Here is a 20951-nt window from a genome sequence, read left to right on the forward strand (position 1 = left end):
CAGACAACTTGACAAGCTCGGCGACGATGACCGCCCACAATGCGACCATCGCCCACAACGCGGTCCTCGCGTTGGCCGCCCTGGCCTGCCCGCACGACACCCGTACGGGTGCGGCGCGTAGCAGTGACGCCCTGTTCGCGTTGCTCACCGGTACCGCGTTCGAATGCGACTGCGACCGTGAGGATTGTGCCGCCGCGATTCCCGAACCCGATGCGCTGGCGGCATGGGTGGCCGACCAGCAGAACCAAGCCATCGCCAAGGGGCGGGTACTAGTGCACGTGATCGCCGATCAGGCCACCGTCGACGGACGTGACGACAACCCCGCGTTCATGGACGGCCACGGTGTCATCTCCGCCGCCCACCTGCGCGACCTGCTGGCCCGCGACGACGTGCGCGTACGGCCGCTCAACCCGCAGTCAGCCACCACCGGAAGCAGGGGTGAGGCAGGCGACGACAGCGCCGACGACAACACCGACACCGCGTCGGCCGGGGTTTCACTACCCACCTATCTGCCGTCGGACCCGTACCGGCCCTCCACCGCCCTGGACACGTTCATCCGGGCCCGCGACGGCTACTGCACCATCCCCGGGTGTGATCAACCGGCCTGGAAATGCGATATCGACCACGTGCAGGAGTACGACCACGACAACCCCGGCGAAGGTGGGCAGACCAGCCCCGACGAACTCGGGGCGAAGTGCCGGATGCACCACAACTTCAAGACTTTCGCCCACGGCTGGGTCGACGACCAATACCGCGACAACAATGGCCGCCTCGTCTCCGAAGTCGTCTCACCCGAAGGAATCCGGTTCCCCGGACCCGCCGAAACCAACACGGACTTGTTCCCGAGTCTTGACACCTTCACCTGGCATGACCCGTCACCAGATCTCGATACACATCCCTCGCAAGCTCGGGATGCACTCGATCACCGAAAGCCGCGGTTGCGCAATCGGACCAAGGACAAGCACCGCCGACGACGAGCCGAACGCGCCGCCAACCGCAAACAACGACTCGCCGAAGAATGGCAGCACGCCGAACAGGAATACCACCGACGCCGCGAACACCCCCGCGAAACCGACGGCGACCCGCCCTTCTGACGGCGTCCTTCGACGTATGACTCGAGGCTCTAGAAACCGCGGATCGATTCCTAGCGCGGACCGAATCGCTGCGCACCGTCGAGGCGGATGACCTCGCCGTTGACGTACCGGTTGGTGGCGAGGAACACCGCGGTGTCACCGAACTCAGAAGGCTCGCCCAAACGCTTGGGGAACGGCACATTGGCGCAGAACTTCTCCAACGCCTCGGGGCCGACGGTCTCCATCATCGGCGTGCGCATGGTGCCCGGTGCGATCGTGTTGTAGCGAATGCCGGTGGCCGAGAGGTCGCGGGCCGCAGCGATGGTCAGGCCGATCACGCCGGCCTTGGCGGCGGCGTAGGCGGTCTGGCCGATTTGACCCTCGTAGCCGGCAATCGACGCGGTGGTGACGATCGCCCCGCGCTCCCCCGACTCCTGCGGCGCCAAGGCCGCCATGTGTGCGGCCGCCAAGCGTGCGACGTTGAACGTCCCGGACAGGTACAGGTCCAGCGTTTTGCTGAACCCCTCGAGCGTGGCCGGTGTGCCATCGCGCCCGACGAGCCGCTCGGCGACTCCCCAACCGCCGTGTGCGACGACAACGGTGCGCAACTCGCCCAGCGCAGCTGCAGCAGCGAGGGCGGCGCCAACCTCGTCGTCGGCGAGGACGCTGGCCCGCTGGTAGGCCACCCGGTCACCCAACTCGGCAGCCAGGCGCTCACCGCGCTCGTCGGCAAGGTCAGCAATGACCACCGCCGCCCCCTCGTCGTGCAGTGCGCGGACCGCGGCTTCGCCAAGCCCGCCCGCACCACCGGTGACGAGCGCTACCGTGCCGTCGAGCTTCCCCATCGTTCCCGTCCTCACATTTGTCGAACCGCTTGGTCAATTAGTTAACGGATTGTACTATACAACCATGGCCGAGCCCAGGTTCATCACCACCGAAACGCTCCACGACGGCACGATCGCGCGCATCAGTCTCAACCGACCCGATGCCCGCAACGCCCAGAACCGCGGGCTGCTCGTCGAGTTGGACGAGGCGCTGCGCCGGGCCGAGGCCGACGACCGGGTGGCGGTGATCATCCTCGCCGGGAACGGTCCCAGCTTCTCCGCCGGGCACGACATGGGAACACAGATCGCGATCGACGAGGAACTCCCCGGCCCGGCGCAGCACTCGACGTTCCGGATCGACGGTGGCACCGCCGCGTCTCACGTCGAACGCCGCACGCTGCAGGAGTGGCACTATTACTTCGAGTGCACGCGTCGCTGGCGCGACCTGCGCAAGATCACGATCGCGCAGGTGCACGGCAACGTCATCTCGGCCGGACTGATGCTGATGTGGGCGTGCGACCTCATCGTCGCCGCGGAGGACACGACGTTCGCCGATATCGTCGCCACCCGGCTCGGCATGCCCGGCGTCGAATATCTGGCCCATCCATGGGAGTTCGGGCCGCGCAAGGCCAAGGAGTTGCTACTCACCGGCGACTCCATCGACGCCGACGAGGCCTACCGCCTGGGCATGGTCGCCAAGGTTTTTCCCCTCGACGAATTGGCCGCCAACACCGTCGCGTTCGCTGAGCGCATCGCGCGCCGGCCCGCCATGGCACGGCTGCTGATCAAGGACTCCATCAACGGGGCCGTGGATGCGATGGGATTCCAGGAGTCGCTCAAACACAGCTTCTACCTGCACCAGCTCGGGCACGCCCACTGGACCGCACTCCACGACGATAAGTTCCCCGCCGCGAAACCCGGCCCCGACATTGAGGGCTGGCGCAATGCCGGGCCAATTCGGCCGAGCAGGCGCGACGAACCCTGACTGCCGGCGGTCCGAAGGAGCTGTTCGTCGGGTTTAATTAGATAGTATATTAAGCGAATTAATGAGAGGCACCCTCGGTGCCGCAGCGAGTGGAGTCAGGAAACATGGAGCGAACGATCTTCGAACCCGAGCACGAGGAGTTCCGGGCGACGGCACGCAAGTATTTCGAAACCGAGTGCGTGCCCCACGTCGAGGAGTGGGAGGCCCAGGGCCACGCCTCGCGCGAGGCGTGGCTCAAGGCCGGTGAACTCGGACTGCTCGGCTGGGAGATGCCCGAGGAGTACGGTGGCGCCGACATCAAGGACTTTCGCTTCAACGCCATCATCAGCGAGGAGTACAACGCCACCGGCTCGGTGGGCATCGGCCTGGGCGTGCAGAACGACATCCTCTGCGGCTACTTCCGCGACCTGACCACCGACGAGCAGAAGAAGCGCTGGCTCCCCAAGTACGTCACCGGTGAATACATCACCGCAATCGCGATGTCGGAGCCCGGCGCCGGCTCGGATCTGGCAAACATCAAGACCAGCGCGCGTCGCGACGGCGACCACTTCGTCGTCAACGGATCCAAGACCTTCATCTCCAACGGCGCGATGGCCGACCTCGTCGTCGTGGTCTGCCGAACAGACCCCGACGCCGACAAGCCCCACAAGGGTTTGTCGCTGCTCGTCGTGGAAACCGGGATGGAGGGGTTCACCCGCGGGCGCAATCTGGACAAGATCGGCCAGAAGGCCGCCGACACCTCAGAACTGTTCTTCGAGGACGTCCGGGTACCGGTTGGCAACCTCATCGGCGAGGAGAACAAGGGCTTCTACCACCTGATGCGCAACCTGCCCGCCGAACGCCTCGGCATCGCTATCCACGCGGCGGCGCAGGCACGTCGCGTCGTCAAGCTCACCACCGACTACGCGCACGAGCGCAAAGCCTTCGGACAGCCCATCGGCACGTTCCAGGTCAATCGCCACGCCCTCGCGCAGATGAAGGTCGAGGTCGACATCATGACCCAGTACATCGACCAGTGCATCCTGGCGGTCAACGCGGGCACCTTGACCGCAGAGGAGGCCGCGGGCGCGAAGTGGTGGTCCACCGAGACCCAGTGGCGCATCGTCGACCGCTGCCTGCAGATGTACGGCGGATACGGATACATGAACGAGTACGAGATCGCCCGCCAGTGGCGAGACTCCCGCGTGCAGCGCATCTACGGCGGTACCAACGAGATCATGCTGGACCTGATCGGCCGCAATCTCGGGTTCTAGAACCCGGTTCTGACCGTCCGGCCCCACAAGCACACCGGCCGCATCGATTCCTCGATGCGGCCGGTGTTTCCAGTTTGCGGGCTCAGCTGACGGCGGTCGGGAACAGCTCCTCGAACGAGCCGCGCAGCACGCGGTCGCGGATCTCGGGCTCCACGCCGTCGAACACCGTGTGCAGCGTCTCCTGGGTGTGGCCGTAGGTGCCTTCCAGGTGCGGGTAGTCGTCGCCCCACAGCACGTTGTAGTAGTCAGTGTCCTTGATGACCTGCACGGCGCTGATGTCGTGCTGGAAGGACGCGAACACCTGCTGGCGCACGATCTCACTCGGCAGCCGCGACAGGCGCGGCCGCACGAACATGCCGTGCTGACGGTAGGCCTCGTCCATGCGGTCGCCGATCGCCGGCACCCAGCCCGCACCGCCCTCGGCGACGAGGACCTTGAGGTCGGGGTGACGGTCGAGTGCACCGCCGGCCACGAGGTGGGTGACCACGCGCATGCCCGGGTAGGTCGTCTCCATGTAGTTGACGACCGCGCCGCCGGGTCCGCGGTAGACGACGTTCTCCGAGCCGGTGCCGATGTGGAAGGTCAGCGGCAGGTCGAGTTCCTCGGCCTTGGTCCACAGCGGCTCCCAGATGTCCAGGCCCCACGCGCGGTCGTCGTCGATCCCGCAGGGGAAGTAGAGCGCCTTGAAGCCCATCTCGGCAGCCCGCTCGGCCTCGGCAACGGCGTTGTCGACGTCCATGAGCGGGATGATCGCGGGGGCGAAGATGCGGTCCTGGACGGACATGACCTCTTCCATCGCCCAGTCGTTCCACGCCTTGGCGACTGCGTTCTCCAACTCCGGGTCACGGATCGTGCACACCCAGAAGCCCATCGACGGGAAGGCGAGCTGGCTGCGCACACCCTCCTGGTCGAGGTCCTGGAGCCGGATGGTCAGGTCCTTGAAGCCCGGCGGGCGCATGGCGTCCATGAAGTCGTTGAGCTGCCGGTCGATCTGCTTGTCGTCGATGTAGACGATCTCGTACTTCTCGCCGCGCTCGGACCGGGGGGCCCGGTCGGCCAGCCGCTTGGGCAGTCGCGAGGTCCAGAGGTCCTCGGGTTCCATCAGGTGCGAGTCACCCGAGTGCGCCCAGATCTTCTCGTGCTCGGGCTCGTGCAGTTCGGCGGGCAGGGCCTTGGTCATGGTCGTCCTCCTCGGGATCGGTGCGGCGTGGGGCTACACATACTTTACACTGTAACGTATTCGCGCAATAATGGGAACACCCCGACGGCCTGGAGGACATCGTGCAATCAGAAACCGGCAGCAAGAGCCTGACCGACGAGCAGCGCAACGGCTATCTCGAGAACCTCAACGCCGAGACGCTCTCGGCGCTGATGCGCTCGACGTGGACGTGGGACGACCGGGCCCTGCGGCGCCGGTTGAGCGATCTGCTGGTCGGCCTCACCGCCGCCCGGGAACTGCAGCGCGGAAGCATCGAGTGTTCGCCGAACATCGTCACCGCGACGCAGTGCCGCGTGCTAGCCGCCGCCGGTGAATTCGTCGCCGAGGTCTTGGGGCCGCGCCTGCTGGTGACCACTGACAACCCCTTCCGCGACGGCCTGCTGCCGCTGGTCGAGGCCACCGCATCGCTGACCGCGCAGGCCGATGCGGCCGTCGAAGCGCTGGCCGTCGACGTCACCGGGCGCGTAATCGAGCGCAACGAGGAGCTGACCACGATCCTGCCGCAGGAGCGGTGGCGGGCCGCAGCGTTCGAGGGCCCCGTTGGCCTGGCGCAGGTTGCGTACTCGGCGGGCTTCACCCTCGGCAATACCGAGTACTTCGGCTCGGCGGGGCTGGGTGCCCAGGCCTTCTCGATCGCCGCCTCGCCGACCGACGACTCCGTCGACGTTGCTTCCTGCACCCTTGCGGCTGCGGAACGGACCGGCTCGTGGGACCCGGCCCTGGTCAAGGTCCGCGCCGAGGCCGACGGCGACGGATGGACGATCACCGGCGACAAGTGGTACGTGCCCGGTGTCGACGCCGCCGATGTCATCCTCGTCATCGCCCGCACGGTCGGCGGCCCCTCGCTCTACGCCGTGGACCGCTCAGCCGCCGGGGTCACCGTCGAGGTCCTACCCAGCCTGGATCCGACCCGGCCGCTGGCCCACATCTCCTTCGCCGGCGCACCGGCCAGGCGGATAGGACGCGAAGGCGCGGGCGGGCGGATCATGAACCGCACCGTCGATCGGGCCACCACCGCTCTGGCCGGCGAGCAGACCGGCATGGTCGACAGCGCACTCAAGCACCTGTCGCAACTCCCGCCCACCACTGACGAGGGCGACTCCGGTTGGCACCGCTTCACCCGCGCCATGGCCGAACTCGAATTGGCCCGCAGCGCCGCAACGGCCCTCTGGTACCGCGCCGTCAAATACCAGAGCAGCGATAACCTCGATGCCGCGTCGGTCGCGGCCGCGATGGCCCACATCGGGTGCTCGGCCGCCGTCCGCCAGGTCGCCCTGCAGATCGACACCGTATTCACCGGTGCCGACGAAGCATTCGTGGACAAGTTGCGCGCCCGGGCCCGCACCACCGACCTGCTGCTGGGCGGGCCGGCACTGGCCCACGAGCGCCAGCTGGAACGACTCGGGATCTGACCGGGCACAGCTAGACTGCGACCGTGACAGCGGCATCCGGGGATATCGGGGACGCGGCCGCCGCGTCGCCCGCGCGGCCCAAGGGACGGCCACCGACGCTCACCGAGGAACAGATCGTCGACGCCGCTCTGGCCGTGATCCGCACGGAGGGCCTCGAGGCGCTGACCATGCGGCGGTTTGCCCGTGAGCTGGGCCGCTCGCAGATGGCGGTCTACTCCCATGTCGCCGACAAGCAGCAGCTACTCGACCTGGTCGCGCGGGCGACGATGGCCGACGTCGAGATCCCCACGGAGGGGTCGTGGGAGGAGCAGCTGCGCTCGCTGATCGACAACATCGACCGACAGTTGCGTCGCCAGCCCGGAATCGCGGGGCTGCTCCTGCAGCGCATGCTGCACGCGGATCAGCGCATCGTCGACGCGGTGATGGCGATCCTGCTCGACGCCGGGTTCTCCGAGAGCGAGGCACTGCTCGCCTACGCGATGATCCACACGTACCTGTTCGGCCGCTACCAGGTGACCATGGCACCCTCGGCCGCCGTCGAAACAGATCTGCCACCCGCGCTGGCGCAGGTGACACCGCACCTCGCGGAATTGCGCGGCGCCGACTACTTCAACTTCGGCATCGACACCCTCATCGACGGGCTCCGGGCCAGGCTCGCGGTGTAGTCACCGTGGAGGCCCGGCCCGGAGGGTCGATCTGTGTCACCGCCCGATGGCGGTAGCGCTCAGAGCGCGATGCGGGTGGTCGGCCCCGTCTCGACGATCCGGCCCGACGATCCCGTTGGAGCGTTGACGACGGACACGGTCCGAACGGGGGTCGTCGAGGCGAGCAGCTGCCCCTCGCCCTCGTTGATCTCCCACGACGCGCCGTTGACGACAACCTCGTTGACCCCGGGGGTCTCCCCCAGGCCCAGCACCGGGCCGAGCATGGCCAGGGGACGAGCTTCGACGCCCTCCTCCACCAGCCGCTCATACGCCCCCGGGCGCGCCCAGACCAGGCGGACGCCGGAGAGGTAATCGCTCAGATCCTCGTGCTGGCCGGCCAGCGCGCCCACCGTCTCCTCGGAGACGCCGAAAATGACGGTGATCGGCAGACGGTCGATGATCGACGCGTAGCGGGCGACGTCCCAGCCGTAGACCTCGACCGGGGTGTACGTCGCGCCGATCTGGCGCAGCGCCCACAGGACTGCCGTCAGCCACGGCCCCTCGTGATTGCTGAGAGAGATGAGCACGTGGTCGGCGGCGGTGACACCGGCGGCGGAGAGGAACTCCTTGGCCCAAGCCGTGTCCAGCTCGACGTCGGAGGCCTGCATCTCGAACTCGATGAACTCACCGTCGAGTTGATACACACCGATGCCGAAGAGGTCTCCGCGCGGCAGCTGCTGCGCGGCCTCGATCATGGTTTGGCGACTCATTCTTTTACCGTCCTCGGGAACTTGGCAACACTGGAACTGAACTTCAGGATGTCTTCGAGCGTCAGCATCGCCGCGTCGACGCCGACGCCGAGCTGTGACGCCAGGTTCTTGGTGATGCGATCCTCGAGCTCACCCACGTCGGACGTGCGCTCGGGTGCGTACCCGATGCGCAGCCGCAGGCGTTGCATCCCGCCCTCGGCGGCGCGGATGATCTGGAACATCCCGTCGGAGAGCTCGGGCTCCGCCTCGACGATCGCCCACACGTCGGCGACGGCGATCGCCTTGCCGGCCACGATCGTCTCGTCACCGGCGCGGCCGGAGACCCACATCCGGGCGTGCGTCCGACCGATCGACGACGGCTCGCGCGACACGCGCACGAGATCGCCCGAGCGGAATCGGATGTAGGGGGTGGCGCGGTTGTCGATGTCGGTGGCGACGAGCTCGCCGACCTCGCCGTCGGCGACGGCGTCGTTGGAGTCGGGGGCGAGCACCTCGGGGAAGACGGTGTCCTCCCACAGCTGGTACCCGTCGAGGCCGGGGCCCTCCCAGGCCGTTCCGGTGTCACCGGCGCTGGTGTAGGTGACCACCTTCACGCCCCACTCCTCGTTGACCTTGCGCTTGAGCGCCTCACCCATCGGCATGCCGGCGTAGGAGATGAACTTGATGGAGGCGAAGGCCTCGCGCAGATCGTGGTGCTCCTCGAGCTTCTCGAACTCCATGATCGCCGGCAGATGCGCCTGCAGGTAGGCGACCTTGTGCTTCTTGATCGCGCGGAGCATCCCCTCGCCCTGGCCCAACCAGCTGTCGGCGTACACCGGCACCAGGCCGAGGAGCCGGTAGAGGTCGTCGAAAGTATTGCGGAAGACCCCGACGGGGACGAGCACGCGATCACCCGGCCGTAGGCCATGGACGTAGAGATCGCGCGCCGAGCACGTGGCCAGCGGCGGTGTGGTGTTCCAGATCTCGGGCAGCAGTTCCGGTGCCGAGGTGGTTCCCGAGGTCGAGGTCACCGACGTCAGTTCACTCGGGTCGACCATGAGCAGGCCGCCGTACTGGTCACCGGTGCGTACGCGGTAGGAGATGATGTCGGCCTTGGTCAGCGTCGGGATCTGCGCCGAGAAGTCGGCAAGTGAATTGATCTTGTCCGGGTCCACCCCAGCCTTGCCCCAGAGCTCTCGGTACAGCGCCGAGTGGTCCCACGCGCGGTGCACCAGATCGATGACCGCCGCCTCCTGGAGGGCGTGGATCTCCTCCCTGGACGCCCGCTCCAGCCCGGGCTCGAGTACTTCGAAACTGTCAGCCATGTCGGCCCCTTCTTCTCGTACGACAACCTTCGCAAACCACCCAAAACGGGCGCAGCGAGACCTCTGTAACTTTGCATCGTAAAGTGATCTGCTGCACACTATATCAGTAAGACTATTTAACGGTATAGAGTCAGATTCAAGGCACCGGCCAGTTCGACCGAAGGGAGCGCGATGAGCCTGCACGACGTGGCCGTCGTCGGCGTCTACGCCACCGAGCAGGGGCGCTCGCTTCCCCACCGGACCGCGCTGGACCTGGCGACCGAGGCGGTTTTCGGCGCCCTCGATGACGCCGGGATCGCACCCGGCGAGGTCGACGGCGTCGCAGTGGACTGGCCCGGACCCGGAGGACACGGCACGGACGGCGCGTCCTGGGCGCGCTCGCTCGGCGGCCCGCTCTCGTGGGTGGCGGATTCACTATTGGATACCTCGGGCGCGCGCGGCGCACTCAAGGCCGCAGCAGCGATCAGCGCCGGCCTGTGCGACGTCGCCGTGGTCGGTGGCGCGATGGCAGGGATGTTCGGACCGGGCGCGACAGTCGGCGTCGGAGACCCGTCGGAATTCACCGATGTATGGGGCGGCTACGTGGTCCCCCTGTTCGCCCTCGTCGCCGCCGAGCACATGCACCGGTTCGGAACAACCCCCGAGCAACTGGCCACCGTCGCGGCGACCATCCGCAATAACGGCCACACCAACCCCGAGGCCGTGATGTACGGCAAGGGCCCGTACACGGTCGCCGACATCCTCGACTCCCCCGTCATCGCCAGCCCGTTACACCGACTCGACGTCTGCCTGTCCGGCGAGGGTGGCGCAGCCATCGTGCTGGCCCGTGCCGACCGTGCGCGCGACTGTCGCCACGACCCGGTCACCCTGCTCGGCGGCGGAATGGAGTTGGCCGGCGGTTCCTACGTCGCGCCGCCGTCGTACTCCGAGGTCGGCCGGCTCGGCGAGCGCGCCGCCCGTCGCGCCTTCGACCTGGCTGGCGTGGGCACCGGCGACATCGACCTGCTCAGCCTGTACGACCCGAATTCGTTCGAGGTCATCCGCCAGCTCGAGGTCTTGGGCTTCTGCGACGAAGGGCAGGGCGGGCCACTCGTGGAGAGCGGTGCGATCGCGCTGGACGGGGCGCTGCCGACCAACCCCGACGGCGGCTGCCTGTCCTACGCCTGGAACGGCACTCAGCAAATGACGCTCAAGTTGATCGAGTGCGTACGCCAGTTCCGCGGCACCGCCGTGCATCAACTCGCCGACGTCGAGGTCGCCCTGGCCGCCAATGCCGGATCGGCGGCCAGCCATTACGAACTGGCGATCCTCGGAAAGGGGTCACGATGAGGGTCCAGCCCGCCCCGCCGACCGCCCTGTCGCAGGAGTTCTGGTCCGCCGCTGCCGAGCACCGGCTCGTGGTGCCGCGGTGCAACCAGACCGGTCGCCACTTCTTCCCGCCGGAGCTCTGCGTGCCCGGCACCGCGTCGACCGACTGGTCCTACGTGCCCAGCGCCGGCACCGGGACAGTCACCACGTTCAGCATCGTCCACCGGCCACCGGCCGCGGGTTTCACAGTCCCCTACGTGTTGGCGGTCGTCGCCGTCGACGAGGGGTGGAACTACCTGACCAACATCGTCGGCTGCGACCCCGACGACGTACACATCGGTATGGCCGTCGAAGTCGATTTCGAGGAGATCGAGAACGCGACCCTTCCGGTCTTCCGGCCGGCCATCACCTGACCGCACCACCGTCACCGGCGGTGATCACAACGAGTTTGGAGCAACCATGTCCATCCACCACATCACTCTGTCGGACGTCAGCAGCGAGAACGCGCGGCGCTACCCGGACACCGTCGCGGTCATCGACGACGAGGTCCGCCTCACGTGGACGCAGTTCGAGCGCCGCGTCAACCAAGTCGCCAACGTTCTCACCGACCACGGCGTCGGTCGCGGCGACCGCATCCTGTGGCTGGCCCAGTCGTCGCACCGGTTCCTCGAGCTGTTCGTCGCTACCGCACGCGTGGGCGCGATGATCTGCCCGGCCAATTGGCGCCAGTCCGCCCAGGAGATGGCCTTCGTCATCGACGACTTCGATCCCCGTGTCGTCGTGTGGCAGGCCGAGGAGATCGGCGACGCCGTCGGTGCCGCCCGCGACCTGGCCGGTGCCGACGCAGTGTGGCTGCAGCACGACTCCACCGACGCCGACGGCTATGAGGCCCTGGTCACCGCCGCGTCCGACACCGCACCCACCGCCGGCGAGGTGTCGGCCGATGACCCGCTGTTGGTCATCTACACCGCCGCCATCATCGACCGCCCGGGTGGCTCGATGCTCTCGCACCGCAACCTCCTGACGATGGCCGCGACCACCGCACGGATCACCGGCACCGACCACGCCGCCGTCTTCGTCAACTCCGGACCGCTGTTCCATATCGGCAACTTCCAATTCGAGTCGCTGTCGACATTCCTGATGGGCGGTACCAACATCTACGTCCGACGCGTGGAAGCCGCCGAGATCCTGCAGCTGATCGCCGACGAGAAGGTCACCGCGGCATTCCTGATGCCGCCGACGATCTTCGAGATCAAGGAGCTCAACAAGACCAAGGGTCTCGACATCAGCAGCCTGCGTGCCGGAGCGTTCACGCCGGTGTGGGGCGACGCCCTGCCGGCCGACCCGAATCTGTGGGCCCGCCAGTCCGGCGGGTTCGGCCAGACCGAGGTCACCGGCCTGGCACTACTGCGCGGCTTCGGCGAACCGGGCCTGGGCAACGGCGGCCGGCCGTCGCCGTTCACGCAGGTGAAGATCGTCGACACCGACCGCAACGAGGTGCCCGACGGCGAGATCGGCGAGATCGCGGTCCGCGGCGAGACCGTCCACCTGGGCTACTGGAACCGGCCGGAGGTCAACGCCGACCGCTTCCTGCCCGGGGGCTGGTGGCGCACCACCGACGCCGGGCGCCGCGAGGCCGACGGCACGATCTCCTTCCTGGGCACGATGACCCGAATGATCAAGTCCGCCGCCGAGAACATCTACCCACCCGAGGTCGAGGGTGCGTTGGCGAGCCACCCGGCGGTCGCCAAGGCAGCGATCATCGGCGTTCCCGACGCCGCCTTCACCCAGTCGGTCAAGGCGGTCGTGGCACTCAACGAGGGGGCGAGCGCCACCGCCGAAGAACTCATCGAACACGTCCGCTCCCAGATCGCCTCCTACAAGAAGCCCAAGTCGGTCGAGTTCGTCGTCGAGCTTCCGACGGTCAACGGGCAAACCGACTACGACGCTCTCGACGCGCAGTTCGGCGGTGGGGGCTACCCGGGCAAGACGGATATCACCCAGACCACCGGTTAGGCGGTCAGGCGTCCGGTCCGGCGAGCCGACCGACGAGGTCGGCCCGCCGGATCTTGCCGGTTGAGGTGCGCGGGAAGTCCTCGACGATGAACCATCGCGTCGGCCGCTTGCTGCGAGCCAACCGTTCCGCCGCGAAGGCATCCAGCTCGTCGGTGTCGATCGTTGCGCCGGGTACCGGGAGAACCGCGGCCGCGACTGTCTCGCCGAGGCGCGCATCGGACAAGCCGAACACCGTCACCTCGCGTACCGCGGGGTGCTCGGCGATCACCGGCTCGATCTCGGCCGGATAGAGGTTCTCCCCGCCCCGGATCACCACGTCGCGGCTGCGTGCGTGGAAGGTGATGACTCCGTCCTGCATCGAGCACAGGTCACCGGTAGCCATCCAGCCGCGCACATCGGTCACCACGGCCAGCGCGCCGTCGTCAGCGAGATAGCCGTCCATTCCCAGCGGGCCGCGCACGAACAACTCGCCGACCTGCGCCTCGTCGACGACCTCGCCGTCGACGGCGATGCAACAGTCACGACCCGGCAGTGGACGCCCGATGGTGCGGGTGCGCTGCAGGGTCGTGTCGGCACGAGCGCTCAACGTTGCGCACGGCGCCTCGCTCTGCCCGTAAGCGACAAGGAAGGTGATGCCCAGTTCCTCTTCAACCCGGTCGATGAGCGCAGGGTCCACGCTGGTAGCGCCACCGACGACCGAGGCCACCGAACCGAAGTCCGCCGGTGTCGTCGCGCCGCTGTCGAGCAGGTCCAGGAGCATGGTCGGAACCATGCCAACGACGGTCGGCGCAGCGATGCGGATGACCCGGGCGATCGCCGCGGGCGTGATCGCCGAGACCGACGCGTAAGTGCCGGCAACGGTGAGGGCCCCGATCATCCCGGCCACCGATCCGCCGACGTGCTCGAGCGGTAGTGGGTTCATGACCACCGCACCGTCGGCGGCTCCGGCACCGCAAACGTAAGCCGTCGCGGCGCCGAGCACCGCCCGGTGACTCAACACGGCGATCTTGGGCGCACCGGTCGTGCCGGAAGTGAATTGATAGAGGAACGGGTCGGCGCTGCGCGTCCCCCGCGCCGGTGGCCCGGCATCGGGGCGGTCCCCCGTCACTGCCAGCTCGTCGAATCCGATCACCGGGGTCGCGCCCAGTTCCACGGCGGGCCGGTCGGCCAGTGCGACGACGAGGTCGACGCCGCTGCGGGCGCACAAGCCCGCCAGCGCCTCGTCGGGTTCGGCACTCGGCATGGGCACGACTGCCAGGCCGGCGAGCGCGGCTCCATAGGCGGTGCACACCCACCCGGCACGGTCGCGTCCGAGGATCCCGATGCGACCACGCGTACTGCGATGAAGGGTGAGTCCCGCCGCAACGGCACCCGCCCGCGAAGACAGTTCGGCCCACGACATCGTCGTCGGATCGCCCGACTCACCGGCCACGACGAGGGCCGTCCGGTCGGGGTGTGCCGCAGCGACCGCGGCGAACCGTGAGCCGACCGTCTCGAAGGCAGACGAATCGGGGACCGCGTCGGTACCGCGGAAGTAAGAACGACCCCGCTCGGGACGCTCACCCCAACCGGGCAGCGACGAGGGGTCCATCACGCGTCCCCTTCCCCGAAACAAACCGGCGAGGCAGTCGCACCGGTTATCATAATCAGATAATGAATTATACTAATAGACGTTAGCACCCGACGACCCTGGGGAACCACGAATGACCAGCACTGGTACCACCCGGACGACGCCGACCGGCTCGTTCCACCACGCGGCGATCGCTTCGACGCGCATCTTCGACCCCACCGCCGCCCTCGACCCCGACCGCACCATCCACGGCCTCGGCCTGGAAGCCGGGTACATCTGGGGCACGCTGCGCGACGACGACGGCCACCTCTACTCGATCATGCGCCGGATTCCGGCGCGCCGCGATCCGGATGCCGATGCGCACAGCCACTCCCTCGGCGGCAAGCTGATCCTGCTTCAGGGCGGCAATGGCATCGATCTGGCAGTCCGCAAAGAGCCGCGCCTGGCACCCGACAGCGACGCCATCATCCGCACGATCACCGACTCCGGGGCCTTCGACCTGTCCGCACCGGCCAACGAGCACGGACGGTCGATGAATCTGGTGCTGACCGCCGAGGCGATGGCCTACACCGAGACCGACGTCATCGACGTCGCCGGGACGCTCGTGGTCCCGCCGCTGCAGTGGTACCTGCCCGGACCGGAGTCGTCGCTGCTCTACCTCACGCAGACGTGGCTGGTGGAGGGCACGATCCTGGGCCGCCACGTGCGCGGCTTCCTCTTCTGGGAGGAGGCGTGGATGCCGCCGGGCGGGCGTCTGTACGTGAGCAAAGACCCGCTTCTGGATGCGGAGTACCTCACCTGGTACTCGTGGGCCAACCACTATGCGGAGGACGACTCCACCGAGGTCGGCCACTTCCTGTTCGGCAACGGCGGGTTCGGCGTCGCCATCATCTCCCGCAGCGACGGAACCTGGACGACGGCCGGCCACGACATGGACCTCACCATCACCCGCGGCGCCGAAGGCTATTGGCATGACGGGATCGACTACACCATCGGCGGAGAGAAGTGGGTCTGCGAACCCGATCCGCACGGTCACATGGGGCTGGGCCAGGTGCCCAACCCCCAGCAAGAAGGACGGATGCACCGCGCCGACGATGACCGGGTCCCGGACGTCTGGATGGCCTGGGGCGAGACGGTGCCGGCCAACGGTGAACGCCGCCACTGGTGAACACCGGTCGGACGGGGGCGGCGCTACGTAGTCTGGCGCCATGACCGCCTATCCGCTTGACCTCGAGCGCCCGGGCCTGTTGCGCGACGGCCGGTCGATCCTGATCCGTCCGGCATCACCCGACGATGCCGACGTGGTCCTGGGGTTCAACGGCCGACTCTCACGGCGGACCATTGCGATCCGCTCGCTCGGTCCGATCATCACGATGGACCGCGACGCTGCGGTCCGCCTGGTCACCAACGACTACCACGACCGGCTGGTCCTGCTGGCGACGCTCGACGACCACGTGATCGGCGTCGCCGACTACGTCCGCAACGAGACTGCCGCCGACCGCGCCGATATCGCCTTCACAGTGGAAGACGCGTACCAGGGCATGGGCCTGGGCGGGCTGCTCCTCGAACATCTCGCCGCGGCCGCGCGTGAACGCGGTATCGAGGTGTTCGAGGCCGATGTGGTGTCGGAGAACCTGCCGATGATCCGCACGTTCCAGAGCTCGGGCTATCGCGTCGAGTTCGACCAGGAGGGCGGGATCACCCACCTGGAGTTGACCGTCGACCCGCGGCGGCAGGTACTCGTCCGGTCCGAGCGCCGTGCGAGCACCGCCATCGCCTCATCCCTGCACCCGGTATTCGCGCCGCGCAGCGTCGCGGTGGTCGGCGCCGGTCGCAGTGCCCGCTCGGTGGGCGGAGCCGTCCTGCGCAACATCCTCGACGGTGGGTTCACCGGCCCCGTCCACGCGGTCAACCCCAACGCGGCCCAGGTGCACGGCGTCACCACCGTCGCCTCGGTTCTCGACATCGAGGAACTCGACCTGGCGATCGTCGCCGTCCCCTCGGCCGACGTTCCACAGGTGCTCGACGACTGCGCGCAGCGCGACGTCGGCGCCGCCATCGTCGTCAGCACCGAGATGGACGGATCCGGGGATCGCGGGGATGAGTTGCTCCGGTTCGCCCGGGGCCACGGCATGCGCGTGGTCGGACCGAACTGCATGGGCGTGATCAGCGTGCGCCACGACGTGCGGCTGATGGCGACGTTCTCCCCCACCGTGCCGCCGGGCGGTCGCGTTGCGATGGCCAGTCAGTCGGGCCCACTGGGTCTGGCCGTACTCGACCACGCCGCCCGCGTCGGATTGGGGTTCAGCGGATTCGTCTCGCTCGGCGACTCGCTCGACGTGTCGCCCAACGACCTCTTGCAATGGTGGGAGACCGACCGCAACACCGGTCTGGTGCTGTTGCACCTCGACACGTTCGGCAACGCCCGTCGCTTCTCCCGTATCGCCCGCCGGCTGGCGGTGAAGAAGCCGGTGATTGCCGTCCACCCCGGGGCCGGCGACGACTCCGAGGCAGTGCTGGGCGCATTGTTCACCCAGGCCGGGATCATCCGGGCCCGCACGATGCAGGAGATGTTCGACACCGCGCTGATGTTGGCGAATCAGCCGCCTCCACCGGGACGGCGGATCGCCATCCTCACCAATGCCGGCGGCCCGGGCTCCCTCGCGGCCGGTGCGTGCCGTGCGGCCGGCCTGGTGCTCGCCGAGCTCGCCGAGGAGACCGTGCGGGTGTTGGCCGACATCGGCCGTCCGGCGTCCAATCCGGTCGACCTGACACCCGAGGGCGACGAGGACGACTACCGGGTCGCCTTGGGAGCCCTGTTGGGCGACCGCGGCGTCGATGCCGTCATCGTGCTGTTCATCCCACCGCTGGTGGAACGGTCCGCGCCGATCGCGCAAGCCATCGTCGACGCCGCCACATCGGTGCCCAACAAGCCCGTCCTGGCCAGCTTCCTCTCCCAGGAAGGGGTCGTCGAGGAGTTGCGCGTCACCCCGTCGCGGTCGATCCCGTCCTATCGATTCCCCGAGGCTGCGGCGACCGCGCTGGGGCACGCGGTCGCCTACAACAATTGGCTGCGCATGCCCGGCGGCATCATCCGAACCCCGAAGGGCGTGTCCGTCGCCGAGGCGCGCATCCTGGTGCGCGGCTTCGGGCCGGGCGAGTTGGACGCCGACCGCGCCAAGCGGTTGTTGGCCACGTTCGGGATTGTCGCCGACCTGCGCGACGCGGACGCAACGCCAGACGACGGTGGGCGCGGGGAAGATCAGCACGGGGAGAGTCAGGACGTCACCCTGCGCGTCGTCGACGACCCGATCTTCGGTCCGGTGCTGGCCCTGGGTTCGGCCAGTATGTACGCGAAGCTCTACGGCGACATCGTCTACCGGATCACGCCACTCACCGACCGCGACGCCCGGATGATGGTCGAATCGCTGCGCAGCTACCCGATCCTGGCCGGTACGGCGGACCGCCCATCGGTCGACGTCGACGCACTGGTGGACCTGCTTCTGCGCGTGTCGGCCCTGGTCGAGTCGGTTCCTGAACTCGGCGCACTCGATGCGCGGCGGATCTGCGTCGGACCGCCCGGAGCCGGTGCGACCGTCACCTCGGTCCACCTCACGCTGACCGAACCGTCGGTCGCGCGCGTAGCCCGGGAAGCCACCCTCGAGACCCGCTGAGGCCCTAGGTGCCGGCGACCAGGTTCATCCCGTTCTCGCGCAGGAACAACCGGCGCGTCTCGTCGCCGAGGCCCTCGACCCGATCGTAGAAGTCGGCCGGCTCGCGCAGCCCCTCGGCGTGCGGCCAGTCCGAACCCATGAGCAGCGTCTCGGTGGAGCCGAGCTTCTCGATGAGGCCGACGGTGTCGTCCTCCGGATAGGGCACCACCCGCACATGCTTCTTGAAGACCTCGCTCGGCCGCTCCTTGAGCTGACCGCCCAGCCACCGACCGTTGCGGGCCATGCCTCGACTCTTGTCCATGTGCCGGATGAAGTGTGGCACCCACTCTGAGCCGAACTCGCTGACCAATACCTTGATGTTGGGGAACCGCCCGAAGAGGTTGTCGAAGATCAGCGCGGAGAGCGTGTCGGTGATCGGGCGCTCGCCGTAGGTGTTCTGCCACTGCCAGGCGGAGAACTGGAACGGCGGGACGAGACCCCAACCCCAGTCGGCGGCGACGTTGGACTGGTAGTAGAACTCGGCGATGTGGTAGCAGACTACGGCGCGGGCCTCGTTGATCCGAGCCCAGAACGGGTCGAAGTACGGGTCGCCGGGGCTGCGGCCATAGGCCGGGCCGGCAGGCATCACGATGAAGCGCGCGCCCTTGTCGAGCACACGGTCCAGTTCCTCGCAGGCACGGTCGAGGTCGCGCATGGAGATCATCGCCGGGGCGTAGATGGTGTCCTTGTAGGCAAAGCCCCAGTCTTCGTCGATCCACTTGTTGAAGGACTCGATGTTGTCGTAGAGCGGCTCGATGCCGTCGAGGTAGGCCTCGGCCAGCAGAGCCCACCCACCGGGGTACATGATGGCCTTCTCGATCTGCTGCTCGCCGAGCTGGATGATGCGCTTGTCGCGGTCGCGGTACTCGGGCTGGATCGGCTCGTAGAAGCGGCCGGAGTCGGTGGCCTCACCGGAGGCGCGCTGTTTGAGCATCTCGACCAGCGACCCCGGGACGTATGCCTCGTCGAGGTCGTTCTCCAGCGCGGTGACGATCCGGTCGTTGGCCAGCAGCACCTTGCGGTCGTATCCGGGCACCTCGACCGGCCGCACGGCGGTGTGGAGCTTGTTCGCGGGCATGAACCGCGTGAAGGCGTCGGTCGCCTCGTACGAGTGCTGGTCGAAGTCGGTCATCAGGTAGGGCAGGGTGCCCACCGTGTTCTCAATCAGGGCCATCGTCGTCCTTTCACGCGCTCTTCTGGTCGCGGGCGACCTATGCCCGCCATGCGTGAGACTCTATCATCATGCGAGACTCTCTCACAAGAGACAGCTAAACTATCTAACGGATAAGATGCATACCGCGGAGAGGAGTCCCACTGCCATGGCCGACGCACACGAGCCATCCACCCCGCAGTGGATCGCCGACGCGATCAGCGCCGGCCCGGGCCACTGCCTGCAGGCCGGTCGAGCCCTCTCGGGCACTGCGCCCGCCCTACTCTTCGAGGCACACCAGTGGTCCTATGACGCACTCGACGGCCTCGTCGACGATGCGGCCGCGGCTTATCGCGAGGTCGGGGTGCTTCCCGGCGCCCGGGCGATGATTCTGATGGACAACAGACCCGAGTTCGTCATCGCCCTGATTGCGTTGACCCGCCTCGGCGTCGCCGTGTGCACGCCCAACGCCTCCTGGACCCGCCACGAACTCGAACCGATCATCGACGACCTCGCGCCCCGCTGGATCCTGTGCGACGAAGAGCATGCCTGGGCGGAGCACCGTGGGTGCAGCATGCTCCCCACACCGACCACCGTGGCGCGGCCGAGCACCGCGCTCCGGGGCGATTACCCGGCGCTACCGACCGACGCCGAGATCTACCTCCCAATGTCGTCGGGCACGACCGGCCGACCCAAAGGGGTCCGGCACACCGTCGGGTCACTCGTCGGCGGGGTGTGCCAGATCGCCCACCACCTCGGGCTGACCCGCGCGGACCGCATCCAGGTATCGGTGCCGTTGTGCCACCTGTACGGGGCGACGATGACGCTGGCAGCCCTATCAGTCGGGGCCACCGTGACCCTGTTCCGTCGCTTCGACCTCGATGCCTGCCTCGACACCGTCGAGGCCCAGGGCAGCACCGTGGTCACCCTCGCCGGTCCGGTTCTGCACCGCCTCGCCGAGCGCGACGACCTGGCGCGGCGCAACCTGAAGTCGCTGCGCTACTTCATGTGGGGCGGCTCGGCAATCCCCGCAGCAGCAGCCGAGTCGGTCACGGCGACGACCGGCGTCGGATTCCTGCTGTCTTACGGCATGACCGAAGCGGTAGCGCTGGCGTTCAACCCGGTGGACCGGCCGCAGGACTGGAGCCTGCGATCGCCCGGCTCTCCGACGATCGGAACGACATGGCGGATCGCGGGTGGGGGCAGCGGACCCGGCGAGCTGGAGGTCGCCTCCATCGGCGTCGCCGCGGGATACGCGACACCGCAGCCCGACTCGCCCTGGCTGTCCGACGGCTGGTTCCGGACAGGCGATATCGCCGTGATCGACGGAGAGGGGGTGGAGGCGAAGCTGACCATCGTCGACCGCGCCAAGGACATGATCAAGGTGTCCGGCTTCCAAGTTTCGCCGGTCGAGGTGGAGCAGACCATTGCAGCGGCATCCGGCGTCGCCGACTGCGGCGTATTCGCCGTTCCGGACGAGCGGCGCGGGCAGTCTGTGATCGCCGTGGTCGTCGTTGACCCTGCCACCCACCGCGGCTCCTCCGCCGAGCTAGAGGCATCACTGCGGGACTGGGCCCACGAGCGACTGGCTTCCTACAAGCGCCCGACGTCGTACCTGTTCGTCGACGACCTGCCGCGTTCGCCGAGCGGGAAGCTTCTGCGCCGACGACTAGCCGTCGCGTGCGAGACTCTCACATCTTGATAGACTCT

At 67.8% G+C, this 20951-nt stretch carries 16 protein-coding genes and 1 pseudogene; 11 read left to right on the plus strand and 6 right to left on the minus strand.

Going from position 1 to position 20951, the window contains the following annotated elements:
* A pseudogene (locus tag B4L26_RS05380) lies at positions 1-1094 on the plus strand (HNH endonuclease); the annotation flags it as partial.
* Between the two features lie 50 nt (positions 1095-1144).
* On the opposite strand, the gene B4L26_RS05385 reads toward B4L26_RS05380, so the two are convergent.
* A complete protein-coding gene (locus B4L26_RS05385; protein ID WP_290716738.1) occupies positions 1145-1918 on the minus strand; it encodes an SDR family oxidoreductase in 774 nt (257 codons plus the stop codon).
* Between the two features lie 64 nt (positions 1919-1982).
* On the opposite strand from B4L26_RS05385, the gene B4L26_RS05390 reads away from it, so the two are divergent.
* Both B4L26_RS05390 and B4L26_RS05395 read left to right on the plus strand, forming a co-directional pair.
* Positions 1983-2882, plus strand: coding sequence for an enoyl-CoA hydratase (locus tag B4L26_RS05390; RefSeq protein WP_290716740.1), 900 nt, complete (start codon positions 1983-1985; stop codon positions 2880-2882).
* Between the two features lie 104 nt (positions 2883-2986).
* On the plus strand, positions 2987-4135 hold the full coding sequence (locus B4L26_RS05395; protein ID WP_290716743.1) for an acyl-CoA dehydrogenase family protein: 1149 nt from the start codon (positions 2987-2989) through the stop codon (positions 4133-4135).
* An 82-nt stretch (positions 4136-4217) separates the two neighbouring features.
* On the opposite strand, the gene B4L26_RS05400 is transcribed toward B4L26_RS05395, so the two are convergent.
* Positions 4218-5315, minus strand: a complete 1098-nt coding sequence (locus B4L26_RS05400; RefSeq protein WP_290716746.1) for an amidohydrolase family protein — start codon at positions 5313-5315, stop codon at positions 4218-4220.
* Positions 5316-5416: 101 nt separating this feature from the next.
* Here B4L26_RS05400 and B4L26_RS05405 point away from each other — a divergent pair, with 101 nt between their 5' ends.
* Both B4L26_RS05405 and B4L26_RS05410 read left to right on the plus strand, forming a co-directional pair.
* Complete coding sequence (locus B4L26_RS05405) at positions 5417-6766, plus strand: acyl-CoA dehydrogenase family protein (protein WP_290716748.1); 1350 nt, start codon at positions 5417-5419, stop codon at positions 6764-6766.
* A gap of 23 nt (positions 6767-6789) precedes the next feature.
* Entirely contained in the window at positions 6790-7431 is a 642-nt protein-coding gene (locus B4L26_RS05410) for a TetR/AcrR family transcriptional regulator C-terminal domain-containing protein (protein ID WP_290716750.1), read from the plus strand.
* A 59-nt stretch (positions 7432-7490) separates the two neighbouring features.
* Here B4L26_RS05410 and B4L26_RS05415 read toward each other — a convergent pair whose 3' ends face one another.
* A complete protein-coding gene (locus B4L26_RS05415) occupies positions 7491-8180 on the minus strand; it encodes a hypothetical protein (RefSeq protein ID WP_290716752.1) in 690 nt (229 codons plus the stop codon).
* The gene (locus tag B4L26_RS05420; RefSeq protein ID WP_290716755.1) at positions 8177-9484 is read right to left on the minus strand and encodes a phenylacetate--CoA ligase family protein; all 1308 of its coding nucleotides are present in this window, start codon (positions 9482-9484) and stop codon (positions 8177-8179) included. Before B4L26_RS05420 ends, B4L26_RS05415 begins: the two co-directional genes overlap by 4 nt.
* Positions 9485-9655: 171 nt before the next feature.
* Between B4L26_RS05420 and B4L26_RS05425 the strand changes: the two genes are divergently transcribed.
* The 3 genes from B4L26_RS05425 to B4L26_RS05435 are packed head-to-tail and all read left to right on the plus strand — an operon-like array spanning position 9656 to position 12808.
* Complete coding sequence (locus tag B4L26_RS05425) at positions 9656-10813, plus strand: thiolase family protein (protein WP_290716757.1); 1158 nt, start codon at positions 9656-9658, stop codon at positions 10811-10813.
* On the plus strand, positions 10810-11205 hold the full coding sequence (locus B4L26_RS05430; RefSeq protein WP_290716759.1) for a Zn-ribbon domain-containing OB-fold protein: 396 nt from the start codon (positions 10810-10812) through the stop codon (positions 11203-11205). The genes B4L26_RS05425 and B4L26_RS05430 overlap by 4 nt, the downstream gene beginning before the upstream one ends.
* A gap of 46 nt (positions 11206-11251) precedes the next feature.
* Positions 11252-12808, plus strand: coding sequence for an AMP-binding protein (locus B4L26_RS05435; RefSeq protein WP_290716761.1), 1557 nt, complete (start codon positions 11252-11254; stop codon positions 12806-12808).
* A 4-nt stretch (positions 12809-12812) separates the two neighbouring features.
* On the opposite strand, the gene B4L26_RS05440 is transcribed toward B4L26_RS05435, so the two are convergent.
* A complete protein-coding gene (locus B4L26_RS05440) occupies positions 12813-14399 on the minus strand; it encodes a class I adenylate-forming enzyme family protein (RefSeq protein ID WP_290716763.1) in 1587 nt (528 codons plus the stop codon).
* Between the two features lie 112 nt (positions 14400-14511).
* Between B4L26_RS05440 and B4L26_RS05445 the strand changes: the two genes are divergently transcribed.
* Positions 14512-15546 (plus strand): hypothetical protein, encoded by a 1035-nt coding sequence (locus B4L26_RS05445; protein WP_290716765.1) that lies wholly within the window; start codon positions 14512-14514, stop codon positions 15544-15546.
* A gap of 40 nt (positions 15547-15586) precedes the next feature.
* Entirely contained in the window at positions 15587-18052 is a 2466-nt protein-coding gene (locus tag B4L26_RS05450; protein ID WP_290716767.1) for a GNAT family N-acetyltransferase, read from the plus strand.
* 4 nt (positions 18053-18056) lie between these two features.
* Here B4L26_RS05450 and B4L26_RS05455 read toward each other — a convergent pair whose 3' ends face one another.
* Complete coding sequence (locus B4L26_RS05455; RefSeq protein WP_290716770.1) at positions 18057-19265, minus strand: amidohydrolase family protein; 1209 nt, start codon at positions 19263-19265, stop codon at positions 18057-18059.
* 145 nt (positions 19266-19410) lie between these two features.
* Between B4L26_RS05455 and B4L26_RS05460 the strand changes: the two genes are divergently transcribed.
* A complete protein-coding gene (locus B4L26_RS05460) occupies positions 19411-20943 on the plus strand; it encodes a class I adenylate-forming enzyme family protein (protein ID WP_290716772.1) in 1533 nt (510 codons plus the stop codon).
* The last annotated feature ends 8 nt before the right edge of the window (positions 20944-20951 follow it).

Source organism: Gordonia sp. UBA7599 (assembly GCA_002477755.1).
Lineage (GTDB): Bacteria > Actinomycetota > Actinomycetes > Mycobacteriales > Mycobacteriaceae > Gordonia.